General features: G+C 68.4%; 13 protein-coding genes. 8 read left to right on the top strand and 5 right to left on the bottom strand.

The features are described from left to right. Window positions 1-73 precede the first annotated feature (73 nt). From BLW75_RS02785 to BLW75_RS02805, 5 genes are read left to right on the top strand one after another with little or no spacing between them, the layout of a single operon-like run. Window positions 74-1,141, top strand: a complete 1,068-nt coding sequence (locus BLW75_RS02785) for an ABC transporter substrate-binding protein (RefSeq protein ID WP_034319068.1) — start codon at window positions 74-76, stop codon at window positions 1,139-1,141. Window positions 1,142-1,143: 2 nt separating this feature from the next. Next, window positions 1,144-2,619, top strand: a complete 1,476-nt coding sequence (locus BLW75_RS02790; protein WP_091596640.1) for a sugar ABC transporter ATP-binding protein — start codon at window positions 1,144-1,146, stop codon at window positions 2,617-2,619. A 34-nt stretch (window positions 2,620-2,653) separates the two neighbouring features. Beyond that, window positions 2,654-3,610: an ABC transporter permease gene (locus BLW75_RS02795; protein ID WP_034318802.1), complete on the top strand. Its 957-nt coding sequence runs from the start codon at window positions 2,654-2,656 to the stop codon at window positions 3,608-3,610. Then, window positions 3,607-4,599: an ABC transporter permease gene (locus tag BLW75_RS02800; protein WP_034318798.1), complete on the top strand. Its 993-nt coding sequence runs from the start codon at window positions 3,607-3,609 to the stop codon at window positions 4,597-4,599. Before BLW75_RS02795 ends, BLW75_RS02800 begins: the two co-directional genes overlap by 4 nt. A 9-nt stretch (window positions 4,600-4,608) precedes the next feature. Continuing rightward, a complete protein-coding gene (locus BLW75_RS02805; RefSeq protein ID WP_034318795.1) occupies window positions 4,609-7,332 on the top strand; it encodes an AbfB domain-containing protein in 2,724 nt (907 codons plus the stop codon). A gap of 104 nt (window positions 7,333-7,436) precedes the next feature. Here BLW75_RS02805 and BLW75_RS02810 read toward each other — a convergent pair whose 3' ends face one another. Further along, a complete protein-coding gene (locus BLW75_RS02810) occupies window positions 7,437-7,970 on the bottom strand; it encodes an MmpS family transport accessory protein (RefSeq protein WP_167373465.1) in 534 nt (177 codons plus the stop codon). A 267-nt stretch (window positions 7,971-8,237) separates the two neighbouring features. Here BLW75_RS02810 and BLW75_RS02815 point away from each other — a divergent pair, with 267 nt between their 5' ends. Continuing rightward, window positions 8,238-8,987, top strand: a complete 750-nt coding sequence (locus tag BLW75_RS02815) for a LysR family substrate-binding domain-containing protein (RefSeq protein ID WP_034318790.1) — start codon at window positions 8,238-8,240, stop codon at window positions 8,985-8,987. A gap of 224 nt (window positions 8,988-9,211) precedes the next feature. Beyond that, a complete protein-coding gene (locus BLW75_RS02820; RefSeq protein WP_241783916.1) occupies window positions 9,212-9,568 on the top strand; it encodes an SCO4402 family protein in 357 nt (118 codons plus the stop codon). A gap of 31 nt (window positions 9,569-9,599) precedes the next feature. Here the strand turns inward: BLW75_RS02820 and BLW75_RS02825 are convergent, their stop codons facing one another. The 3 genes from BLW75_RS02825 to BLW75_RS02835 are packed head-to-tail and all read right to left on the bottom strand — an operon-like array spanning window position 9,600 to window position 11,418. Next, window positions 9,600-9,950, bottom strand: coding sequence for a DUF5997 family protein (locus tag BLW75_RS02825; protein ID WP_091596647.1), 351 nt, complete (start codon window positions 9,948-9,950; stop codon window positions 9,600-9,602). A 50-nt stretch (window positions 9,951-10,000) separates the two neighbouring features. Then, the gene (locus BLW75_RS02830; RefSeq protein ID WP_034318782.1) at window positions 10,001-11,026 is read right to left on the bottom strand and encodes a DUF1648 domain-containing protein; all 1,026 of its coding nucleotides are present in this window, start codon (window positions 11,024-11,026) and stop codon (window positions 10,001-10,003) included. Further along, window positions 11,023-11,418, bottom strand: coding sequence for a GntR family transcriptional regulator (locus tag BLW75_RS02835; RefSeq protein WP_034318779.1), 396 nt, complete (start codon window positions 11,416-11,418; stop codon window positions 11,023-11,025). Before BLW75_RS02835 ends, BLW75_RS02830 begins: the two co-directional genes overlap by 4 nt. 71 nt (window positions 11,419-11,489) lie before the next feature. On the opposite strand from BLW75_RS02835, the gene BLW75_RS02840 reads away from it, so the two are divergent. After that, window positions 11,490-11,852, top strand: coding sequence for a hypothetical protein (locus tag BLW75_RS02840; protein ID WP_034318776.1), 363 nt, complete (start codon window positions 11,490-11,492; stop codon window positions 11,850-11,852). On the opposite strand, the gene BLW75_RS02845 is transcribed toward BLW75_RS02840, so the two are convergent. After that, on the bottom strand, window positions 11,849-12,343 hold the full coding sequence (locus BLW75_RS02845) for a hypothetical protein (RefSeq protein ID WP_034318774.1): 495 nt from the start codon (window positions 12,341-12,343) through the stop codon (window positions 11,849-11,851). The two genes, BLW75_RS02840 and BLW75_RS02845, sit on opposite strands and share 4 nt — an antisense overlap. Window positions 12,344-12,435 lie beyond the last annotated feature (92 nt).

The following is a 12,435-nucleotide window of genomic DNA, read 5'->3' on the forward strand; positions in this document are numbered from 1 at the left end:
AATCTGGCATCGTCCCTATGAGTGACATGGGTCACCGCAGATCCGTGTGCTCGACTTCCCCGAGGAGCGATCGATGTCCCTGCCCATCCGCCGCACCCTGCTCCTGGTGACCGGCCTCGCGCTCGCGCTGACGGCCTGCACCAGCCGCGAGAACCAGCAATCCGCCCCGTCGGGGGCGGGACCGGCCGCCTCGGCGGCGCCGAGCCAGGCCGCGGGGCCGGGATGCGCCCGCGAGAAGACCGGCTACCCGCAGGTGGACGTGAAGAACGCGATCATCGGCTTCTCCCAGTCGGAGAAGGAGGCGAACCCGTTCCGCATCGCCGAGACGCAGTCCATCAAGGACGAAGCGACGAAACTCGGCGTCCCGGCGGACAAACTCCTGATCACCAACGCGCAGAGCGACCTCAACAAGCAGGTCAGCGACATCAAGTCGTTGCTGGACCGTGGCGCGCAGCTGCTCATCGTCGCTCCGCTGAACTCCGACGGCCTCCAGCCCGCCCTAGACGCGGCGAAGGCTAAGAAGGTTCCGGTCGTCACGATCGACCGCAAGGTGACCTCGCAGCCGTGCACCGACTACCTGACCTTCATCGGCTCCAATTTCGTCGAGCAGGGCAAACGCGCCGCGCAGGAGATGGTGAAGGCGACCGGCGGCACCGGCAAGGTCGCGATCCTGCTCGGCGCGTCGGGCAACAACGTGACCACCGATCGCACCAAGGGGTTCAAGGACGAGATCGCCGCGACCACGGGGATCCAGATCGTCGCCGAGCAGACCGGCGAGTTCGACCGGTCCAAGGGCCAGGCGGTCATGGAGCAGCTCATCCAGAGCAACCCGGAGATCACCGCCGTCTACGCCGAGAACGACGAGATGGGCATCGGCGCGGTCACCGCGCTCAAGGCCGCGGGCAAGACACCGGGCAAGGACGTCAAGATCGTCTCGATCGACGGCACCCGCAACGCCGTCCAGCTCATCGCCGACGGCAGCTACAACGCGGTGATCGAGTCCAACCCGCGCTTCGGCCCGCTCGCCTTCTCCACGCTGCAGGACTTCGCCGCCGGCAAGGAGATCCCGCCGACCGTGGTGATCTCCGACGACCAGTACGACTCGGCGAACGCGGCCCAGAAGCTCGGGAACGCGTACTGACGATGGAACCGGTTCTCGAGGTCGAAGGCGTGACGAAGACGTTCGCCGGGGTGCGCGCGCTCGACGACGTGTCGTTCGCGCTGCGGCCGGGCGAGGTGCACGCGCTGGTGGGTGAGAACGGCGCCGGAAAGTCGACGCTGATCAAGGTGCTCACCGGCGTGCACAAGCCGGACTCCGGCACGATCCACGCGCGGGGCGCGATCTCCACGATCTACCAGGAGGTCAACCTCATCCCGCTGATGAGCGTGGCGAGCAACGTGTACCTCGGCCGGGAGCCGCGGAAGCGGTTCGGGCTGGTGGACTGGGCGCGGATGAACGCCGACGCGGCGGCGCTGCTGAAGGATTACGGCATCGACGCCGACGTCCGCCGTCCACTCGGGACACTCGGGGTCGGCGCGCAGCAGATGGTCGCGCTGGCCCGTGCGGTGTCGGTCGACGCCGACGTCGTGATCATGGACGAGCCGACGTCCTCGCTGGAACCGCGTGAGGTCGAGACGCTGTTCGAGGTCATCGGCGGACTGCACGAACGCGGGATCGCGATCGTGTACGTCAGTCACCGCATGGACGAGCTGTACCGGATCTGCGACCGGGTGACGGTGCTGCGGGACGGCAAGCGGATCCACACCGGATTACTCGCCGGTCTGCCGCGGCTGGAACTGGTGTCGATGATGCTCGGCCGCAGTGTGGGCGACATCCGCTCGCACGGCGCGACGGCGTTCGAGGGCGATCACGAGGCGGGCCGGGAACCGGTGCTGCGCGCGGAGAACCTCACCAGCGGCAATCGCCTCGGCGGGGTCTCGGTGGAGATCAGGCCCGGCGAGATCGTCGGTCTCGCCGGGCTGCTCGGCTCCGGCCGGACGGAGACCGCGCGGGCGATCGTCGGTGATCTGCCGCTGTCCGGCGGCACCGTCCTCGTCGGTGGAAGGCAAGTCCCGCAAGGGAACGTGGCCGCCGCGATGCGCGCGGGGGTCAGCATGCTCGCCGAAGACCGCAAGACCGAGGGCATCATCCCGCATCTCTCGGTACGGGAGAACATCGTGCTCGCCGCGCTGCCGAAGCTGTCCCGGTTCGGCTTGGTCAGCCGTGCCCGGCAGGACAGCATCGTCGATACGTTCGTGAAACGCCTGCGGATCAAGGTGTCCAGCCCGGATCAGAAGGTCGCGGAGCTCTCCGGCGGCAATCAGCAGAAGGTGCTGCTGGCCCGCTGGCTCTGTACCGAACCGAAGGTGCTGCTGCTCGACGAGCCGACCCGGGGGATCGACGTCGGCGCGAAGGCGGAGGTGCAGGCGCTCATCGACGAACTCGCGAAGGACGGGCTCGCCGTCCTGCTGATCTCCTCGGAGATGGACGAACTCCTCGACGGCGCCGACCGGCTGATCGTGCTCAAGGACGGCGCGGTGGTCGGGGAACTGGCGGGGGAGCAGCTGACGCAGGACCACGTGCTGGCCGCGATCGCCTCGGGCGGCACGGATGACTAGCACCCAGCGGAGAACGGAGGAACCGGGGCCCACCATGACGGACACGGCGAAAACGGTGGACCGGACCCGGGTGGCGCGGTGGCTGCAGGAGTACGGCGTGTACGTCGCCGTCGTCGCGCTCGTGCTGTTCAACATCGCGTTCACGGCGAACTTCCTGACCGTCGGCAACTTCCGCACCCAGCTCATCCAGGCCGCGCCGGTACTGGTGGTCGCGCTCGGGATGGCGCTGGTGATCGGCACGGAGGGCGTCGACCTGTCGGTGGGCGCGGTGATGGCGCTGTCGGCCGCGCTCGTGCCGCTGTACCTCGGCTACGGAACGCTGCCCGCGGTCGCCATCGCGCTCGCCGCGGGGCTGGCGGCTGGGGCGTTCAACGGCGTTCTCGTGGCCAGAGTCGGGATTCAACCCATCGTGGCGACGCTGGCGTTGCTCGTCGGCGGGCGCGGGCTCGCGCTGGTGCTCGCCGATGGCCAGCTGATCCAGTTGCACGATCCGGGGTTCCTCGCGCTCGGCACCGGCGAGGTGCTCGGGATCCCCGTGAGCGTGCTCATCGCGGCCGTCCTCGCCGTGCTGATGGCGGCGCTGGTCGGGAAGACGGCGTTCGGCAGGCGGCTGGTCGCGATCGGCGGCAACCGGCGGGCCAGCGTGCTCGCCGGGCTGCCGGTCACCCGCGTCCTCATCGGCGTCTACGCGATCTGCGGGCTGCTCGCGGCGCTGGCCGGAGTGCTTTCCACGGCCCGGCTCGGCGCGGGCGACCCCGCGGACGCAGGCCTGCTGATGGAACTGTCCGCGATCACCGCGGTCGTGGTCGGCGGCACCCCGCTGACCGGCGGGCGCGTCCGCATCCTCGGCACGGTGATGGGGGTCCTGCTCATGCAGCTCGTCCGCGCCACGCTCATCAAGCACAACCTGCCGGATTCGACCGCGCAGATGATCCAGGCCGCGATCATCGTCGGCGCGGTGTACGTCGCACGGGAACGGAGCAGCCGATGACCGCGGCGCCCACGATGGCCGCTCAGGACTCCACCCGGCGCGAGCTGATGACCGGGGTCCTGCAGAAACAGGGCGCGGCGATCGCGCTGGTGCTCATGGTCGCCGTCGCGTGGCTGCTGTTCCCGCGCTTCGGCAGCCTGGACAACCTGCGCGACATCGCGTTGCAGAGCTCGTTCCTCGCGATCATCGCGCTCGGGATGACGTTCGTGATCATCACCGGCGGGATCGACCTGTCGGTGGGGTCGGTCTACGCGCTCGGCGGGGTCCTCGCCGCCTACGGGTCGCAATGGGGATTCCTCGTCGCGCTGCTGCTGCCGCTGGCGGTGTGCGGGCTGATCGGCCTGGTCAACGGGCTGCTCGTGGCGAAGACCGGGATGGCGCCGTTCATCGTCACGCTGGCGTCCCTGCTGTTCGCCCGCGGGCTGCTGCTCGCGATCACCAGCGAGGGTGCGACGACGTACAAGATCCCGGAAGACGAGGTGTTCGTCGAACTCGGGCGCGGCACGCTGTTCGGGTTCGGCTATCCGGTGTTCATCGCGGCGGCGCTCTGCCTGCTCGGCGGGCTGCTGTTGCGGCGGACCCGGTTCGGGCAGTCGGTGTTCGCGACCGGCGGATCGGAACAGTCCGCGAAACTGATGGGGCTGCCGGTGGCGCGCACCAAGGTCACCGTCTATGTGATGAGCGGCCTCCTGTCCGGGCTGGCGGGCGCGCTCACCGCGGCGTATCTCCAATCCGGCGTCACGGTGATCGGGGTCGGCCTCGAACTGGACGCCATCTCCGTCGTCGTCATCGGGGGCACCCTGCTGACCGGCGGAATGGGCACGATTCTCGGCACGGTCATCGGAGTGGGCATCCGAACGGTGATCCAGAACGTCATCAACCAGATCGGAACTCTCGACAGCAACTACCAGTCGGTGGTCAGCGGCGCGTTCCTCTTGGTGGTCGTTGTGCTGCAACGGTCATTGGCGCGTACGACCGCCCGGAGATAGGGAGATCGCATGCACCGAAGAACCGCGCGCGCCCTGAGCGTCGTGGCCGGTCTGCTGGCCGCCGCGACGACACTCGTCCCCGTCGCCCAAGCCGCCCCCGTCCCGCTTCCGACCCCGTGGACGGACCAGGTCTCGCCGTCGAACGCGCTGCCCGAGTACCCGCGCCCGCAACTGGTGCGGTCGGAGTGGCTCAACCTCAACGGCACCTGGGGTTTCACCGGTGCACCGAACCTGAACTCGCCGCCGATCGGCAGGCCGCTGAGCGAGAACGTCCTCGTGCCCTACCCGATCGAGTCGATGCTTTCGGGGATCAAACGGCATGAGGACACCATGTTCTATCGCCGGACGTTCACCGTTCCGTCCACTTGGGACGGTCGCCGGGTGAAGCTCAACTTCGGTGCCGTCACCTGGGAGACCAGGGTCTGGGTCAACGGGACGCCGGTCGGGAACCACACCGGCGGTTTCGACGCCTTCTCGTTCGACATCACCCCGGCGCTCAAGGCGGGAGAGAACGAGATCGTCGTCGGCGTGGCGTCGCCTGTCGACGGAAGCCGTTATCCGGTGGGGAAGCAGCGGAAGACGCCTGACGGCATCTTCTACACGGCCGCGTCGGGGATCTGGCAGACCGTCTGGCTGGAGCCTGTGCGTGCGGAGCACATCACGCGGCTCGACACCACCCCCGATGTTCCCGGCGGCGCGCTCGACCTCGTCGTCCAAGGGACGGCCGGGCAGCAAGCGACCGCCGAAGTCCTTTCGGGTGGTCAAGTGGTGGGGACCGCCACCGGTGCAGTCGGTTCCCGCCTGCGGGTTCCGGTGCCGAACGCGCGGCTGTGGTCGCCGGACGACCCGTTCCTCTACGACCTGCGCGTCCGGCTGCCGGGAGGCGACGTCGTCACGGGGTACTTCGGCATGCGGTCGCTGGGCAAGGCGATGGTCGGCGGCGTGATGCGGCCGCTGCTCAACGGGAAGTTCGTCTTCCAGCTCGGCACGCTCGACCAGGGATACTGGCCGGACGGCATCTACACCGCGCCGACCGACGAGGCACTGCGGTTCGACCTCGAACGGCAGAAGGCGCTGGGCTTCAACATGGTCCGCAAGCACATCAAGGTCGAGCCCGCGCGGTGGTTCTACCACGCCGACCGGCTCGGGCTGATGGTCTGGCAGGACATGCCGTCGCTCGACTCGGTCGACGAGGTCCCGAACGGGCACGCGAACTTCGAGTCCGAACTGCGGCGGATGATCGAGCAGCACAAGGGCATCACGTCGATCGTGCAGTGGGTGCCGTTCAACGAAGGCTGGGGCGAGTACGAGGCCGGCCGGATCGTCGATCTCGTCCGCTCGATCGACGACACCCGGCTGATCAACCACAACTCCGGATCGAACTGCTGCGTCTCCGATCCGGACCCGGGCAACGGCGATGTGATCGACGATCACGCGTACCAGGTCTCCACCGGTACGAGGCAACCTGACGCGCGCCGGATCGCCGTGCTGGGTGAGTACGGCGGGCTCGGGAGGCGCGTCGCCGGGCACGAATGGGAACCGGGCAAGGGGTTCGCGTACGGCGCGCTGTATCCGGACGAGACGTCGTTGACGAACCGGTACGTGGAGATCACCAAGCAGGTCGGGCGGTTCGTGCACGGCCGCGGGCTTTCCGCGTCGGTCTACACCGAGCCGTACGACGTCGAGAACGAGGTCAACGGCTTCTACACCTACGACCGCCGTGTGCTGAAGATGACCGAGGCGCGGGTGCGCGAGATCAACCAGAAGGTGCTCGCCATCGCCAAGGGCACCGAGGTGGGCCGGGGTGAACTCGTGTCGTTGCGGGTCACCACGGCGGGGTACACGGATCGCTACCTGCGGCATCAGGACGACTTCGTGAGGACCGACGTCCTCGGCGAGGGCAGTGCGGACTTCGCCAAGAAGGACGCGACGTTCTGGGCCCGCCAGGGGTTGGCCGACGCGTCGTGCCTGTCGTTCGAGTCGCGGAACTACCCCGGGCACTTCCTGCGGCATTCGTCGTCACGGATCCGCAAGGACGCGAACGACGGCTCGGCGCTGTTCGCCGGCGACGCGACCTTCTGCACGAGGGAAGGCGCAGGCGGAACGGCTTTGGAGTCCTTCAACCAGCGTGGCGCGTATCTGCGGCACTACGCCGCGACCGTCTATCTGGCACGCAGCGGCGGGGCGAACCCGTGGGACACGCCGTCGAGCTTCGCGGCGGACACGACGTGGGCGGCGTCGGTCCCGCTTTGGCGCAGCGGTGCGGATCTGCCGCTGGACCAGGCGCGATCGTTCAAGGTGACCACACCCGGCTTCACCGACCGGTTCTTGCGGCACCGTGACGGTCTCGCGAGGACGGATGTGGTGAACGGGGGGAGCGCGGCGTTGCTGAAGGCGGACGCGACGTTCGTCGTGCGGCGCGGCCTCGCGGATCCGTCGTGCTACTCGCTGGAGGCGCGCAACTATCCGGGCCGGTTCCTGCGGCACGCGGACTTCCGGGTGCGGCTGGGCGGAAACGACAACACCGACCTGTTCCGGAAGGACGCGACGTTCTGCGCCCAGCCCGCGGCCGGTGGAGTCCGGCTGGCGTCGGTGAACGAACTGGGCACGAACATGCGGCACTACGCCGAGGAGGTCTACGTCGCCGCCGGCGGCGGTGGCCACCCGTTCGACAACCCGGTCTCGTACGACCAGGACGTGACCTGGGCGGTCTCCGCGGCTTGGGCTCCGTAGCGGGTCTCGCGCCGTGGGTGCGCCGGGTTCCCAATGTCGCATTTGAGACGCTCAGTGTCCCTGATGCGACATTGGGGACACCGGCTCGCCCACGATGACGGTGCTCAGCCGCAGCTCACCACAGCGTAAGCACCGGAGCTGCTGTTCTCGGCGATGGTCGTGCCGTCACCCCTGCTGATCCGGCAGGTGATGGTGCCCCCGCCCGCGTTCTGCGCGTTCATGTTGACGCCCAGAGCCGATTCGTCGGACTCGATGGTCTTTGACCACTTCTTGCCTTTGACGTTCGTTTCCTGGGAAATATTGAAGCCGGGCTTCAGGTAGGTGACGGACGAGATGCCCGATCCCGTGGTGGTCACGCTGTAAGTGATCTTCCGGGCCTTGCTCGCCTCTTCTTCGTCCGCCTTTCGCTGCGCGATCGCGGCTTCGGAGGACTTCCGTTCCGCCTCGGACGAGCGGCCGGCCGACTCGGCGATCGAACGTGAGACGGACTCGCGGGCCGCTTCGGCCGCGGAGCTCACCGATGCCGCGACAGCGGGATCCGTGGTGGTCACGATGGGTGGGCTGGACAAGGTCGAACCACTGATCGCGGTGCGCCCGGGATCATCGGTCTTGCCGCCATCGGCGATCGCGGCGATCAACAAGACCGCGACGACGACGCCGGTGATCCAAGGCCATTTCTTCCACTTATTCGGAGATTCCGGAGCGGGCGGCATCGTGGGCGGAAGGCTCATGGGAATCGCTCATTTCGTTCCAGCGTCCCCGTGGACGCCCTGCACCACGAGTCGAGCCGTTCGCGGCCACCGTTACCTCAAGCACCCGAATACAGGTCGAAAGACCCTAAGAGCCATGGTCGAGCATCGCGGGCCCCGGAGTCCTCCGTCGATACTCCCGGTAACCTTGGGCTCATGACCGGCCCGGACACACCCGCCTCCTTCAAACTCGCGTACGTCCCCGGCGTGACGCCCTCGAAGTGGGTCCGGATCTGGAACGAGCGGTCGCCCGACGTCCCGCTCGAACTCGTCCAGACGACCGCGGCCGAGGCCACCGCGCTGGTCCGGGAGCGCGAGGTGGACGCCGTCCTGCTGAGGCTTCCCATCGATCGCGAGGGGCTGCACGCGATCCCGCTCTACACCGAGACGACCGTCGTGGTCGTCCCCAAGGACCACCTGGTCGCCGCCGCGGACGAGGTCACCGTCGACGACATCGCCGACGAAATCGTGCTGCACCCGCTCGACGACACGCTGGACTGGGACGCGCCACCGGGGAAACCCGCGCTGGAGCGCCCCGCGACCACGGCGGACGCCATCGAGCTGGTCGCCGCCGGTGTCGGGCTCCTCGTCGTCCCGCAGTCACTCGCGCGGCTGCACCACCGGCGTGACCTGACCTACCGTCCGATCTCCGGCACGCCCGAATCCGGTGTCGCCTTGTCCTGGCCGGACGAAGAGACCTCCGACCTGATGGAGCAGTTCATCGGGATCGTGCGCGGCCGCACGGTCAACAGCACGCGCGGGCGGCAGCAGGCTCCGGAAAAGAAGACTCAGGAGAAGGCTCCGGCGAAGGGCAAACGCCCTCAGGCCACCGGCCGGAAGCCGCAGGCCGGGAATCGCCGCGCTCCTCAGGGTGGGAAGCGCGGCAAACCCCGTCGTCGCGGTTAGGCCGTGTCCTGTAAGTCATGTTCGCGGTCTTCGCGCCCAGGTGGGTCCCTGACGGGACGGGCGGACGCGGCCGAGTACGACCCGGTACGAGGCCGCGTCCGCCCGCACCGTCAGGAACCACCTGGATCCCGAAGCCCATCGAACAGACTTACAGGACACGGCCTGGTGCCTACGGGCAGGGTTGGCGAGCTGCACCGAGCGATGCCGCGCGTAGGCTGCCGAAAATGGATGTCGCGTGGCCCGAGCGGCGTGAAGATGTGCTCAACGCGCTCAGAGTGCTCTCAGCAGCGCCTCCAGCGCTGGACGATGCGGGCGGGGACACCCGATGGCCGGACCTCACGAATGCCGTCCATTGGCTGGCGGACGACACCTCGTGGGACTTGGTGGATCCGGTCACGTCGATCGGGACGATCCTCCGTGACAGCCAGGAGAGCGACGTGATCCGCGAGGTCGTGGCCGCGGTCGTCGCCGTGTCGGATCGCCAAGGCTCCCTGAGTTCGGATGCGGCCTGGTTCGGTGACAGTGGTTGGAGCGAGGTTCGGCGACTCGCCACGAAGGCGCTCACCTGCCTGGCACGGTGAGCGTACCCAGCCACCTCCGTGATGAGGTCGGTCAGCTTTCGCTGCGGGCGGCCTTGAGGCGCGCCTCCTCCTTGCGGACCTCGGCCAGCGTCTCGCGCTCCCGCTTCAGCCAGTCGGGGTTCTCGTTCTTGATCGCGTCGATCTGCTCGGTGGTGAGGGTGCCCGTGATCCCACCGCGCGCCAGGCCGCTGATGGAGACGCCCAGCTTCGCCGCGATGACCGGACGCGGGTGCGGCCCATTGCGGCGCAGTTCCCGCAGCCACTCGGGCGGTTCGGCCTGCAGCGCGTTCAGTTCGTCGCGGGAGACGACACCCTCCTGGAACTCCACCGGGGTGGCCTCGAGGTACACACCCAGCTTCTTCGCCGCTGTCGCGGGCTTCATCGTTTGAGGGGTTTTCTGCGACGTCATTGCCTCAGGGTAACGCCCTGTGATCAGGCGCCCTTCTCGGGCAGCGTGACGATGCCGAGCCCGGCGAGCACTCCGGCCACGGCGACCGCGGCGAGGACGACCCAGGCGATCGGATGCCCGAGGTTGAGCGTCCAGTACGTCCCGACCCGCCGGTGCACCAGGAGCGCGGGGTCGTTCCGGTTCAGATAGACCATCCCGGCGGCGTGCCAATAGCGGTCGTCGTCGCGTTGTTCGTATCGGGTCTCCGGTTCGTCGCCGGTGGGTGTCAACCGGTGTCCGGCGTCGCCTGCGCGGACGGAGAAGACAATCCACGCGATGAAGGCGGCGAGGAGGGGCAGGTAGCCCACGATCGTCGTCGGCACAGTCGTCTCGACGACCTCCCACAGCTGGAGCGAAACGACGAGCATGGTCGCGGTGACGCAGCCCGCGGAGACCAGGAGCAGGCTGAGCACCCCGTGCAGGTATTCCCTGTACCGCGACGCCGACGCCGACGGCTGTGCGGCGTCGATCTCGGGCCGGGCCCGGGAAATCGCGATGGTCAGGGGCGGGATCAGCACGACGACCAGGATCTGCGTGAGGACCGTCGAGAAGTTCGCCGTGCCCACGGCCAGGCCGATCGCCGCCGTGACGACGGTCAGCAGCACCGCCGGCGCCAGCAGAATCCACTGTGGACGGACGGGGTCGGAGCGCAAGGAGGTGTCGGTGGTGACCGCCTGCCGGGCCCCGGCGTACCAGCCCTCCTGACGTTTCGCGGCGGCGATCGCACGACTGGCCAGGCCGCCGAGCAGCGAATAGGTCGCGACGAGACCGACCAGGACGACCTCGGGTGCTATTTCGTCGATGAGAACGACGGCGCAGGCGGCAACCGCGCCTGCCGCGATTCCCCGGTTGTAGCGACGCCGCGCGCGGAGGATCACGGCCTCTCCGGTGCGCCGGGCCGGGACCCGGACGCCGAAGGGAAGGGTCGGCCGTGCCAGCGCGGGTGCCGAGGCGAAGGTGGCCGCGGTGAACGCGATCAGGGCGAGGTTCAGCCAGAGCGGTCCGGTCATCGGCGGGCGCTCACGGCGAAGGAGCCCAGCACGGACTCGCACCGGCTGGTCACTTCGCGCGGGCCCAGGCCCAGGGCGACGGCTTCGGCCAGCAAAGTGCGCAGGCGCTCTTGCCATTCGTCCGCGTAGCCGTCTTCCGCCGGACCGGAGGACGCGTCCCGCCGGACCACGGCGCCGGTCTTGCGGTTGATCCGGATGAAGCCCTGCGTCCGCAGCAGGTCATAGGCCTTGTTGACGGTGTGGAAGTTGATCCCGAGATCGGCGCCGAGTTGCCGGGTGGAGGGCAGGGCGCTGCCCTCGGCCAGCACGCCGTCGGCGACGGCTTCGACGATCCGGTCGCGGATCTGCTGGTAGATCGGAACCTCGCTGTCGAGGTCGAGAGTCAGCAACACCCCTCAAGGATATCTGCTATACACTTACTATAACAACTACATCAGATAGCTCTGGAGGGAAGGCGATCACGATGGCGACGCTGGACATCACCGAGGGTGGAGTGCGGGTCGGTTTTTCGGGCTGGGAGCGGCTGGCCGTGTGGCGCGACGAAGTGGTCGTGCCGCGGGCGGCGATCAAGGTCGTCGAGCATGTCGACGCGCCCTTGCGGCGGACGCGCGGGGGACGGGCGGGGGCGCTGATCAGCGGGGTGCTGAAGGTGGGCTACTGGGGTTTGGGCACGGGGACCCGCCAGTTGGTGTCGGTCCGCAGGGGTGTGCCGGGGCTGCGGATCGAAATCGATCGCGGGGTCGCCGGGCTCCCGTTCGACGAGGTACTGGTCAGCGTGCCGGACGCGGCGGAACTGGCCGGCGCGCTCGCGCCGAGCAACGCCTAGAGGTAGTCGAAGAACCGGTCCCACCACGAAGGCGGCCGGTCCGGGGGATAGAGGGTGTCGAATCCGCTGATCCCGGTGTACCTGGTCCATAACGGATGTTCGGAGACGGGCAGGTAGCCGAGCGCTTCCAGCTCGTCTTCGACCTGTCTTCGGACCGAGACCGGGAAGAACTCCCGTTCCTCGTCTTCGTCGTAGCTGCCCGGATTCCCCAGCGTCACCGCGACGAGGCCGCCGAAATTGCTGACCGTGACGGTCACCCGGTCGCCCGCGGAGGTCGCGCTCGCCGGGATCACGATCCTGCCGAGGTGACTGGCGTCCTGGACGTGGCGGTCGACTTCGCAGGTGCATCCGAAGCGGTGGTCGAGCCGTTCGGCCAGCCGCTCGAATCGCGCCCGTTCGGCCGGTCCGTCGAAGTCGTGCGGCACCTCCCAGTGGCCGGGTTCGTCCAGCTCTCGCAGCATTGCCCAGGTCTGCTGTTCGTCGAGGGGCATCGTCGCCTCCCGGCCTCGGGTGGTCTAGTCCACTTTCCGAACTGACCTTAGTCAGCCGCGACCCGCGCGGACAATGGTGGGACGAATTCCGG

Source organism: Amycolatopsis lurida (assembly GCF_900105055.1).
Taxonomy (GTDB): domain Bacteria; phylum Actinomycetota; class Actinomycetes; order Mycobacteriales; family Pseudonocardiaceae; genus Amycolatopsis; species Amycolatopsis lurida.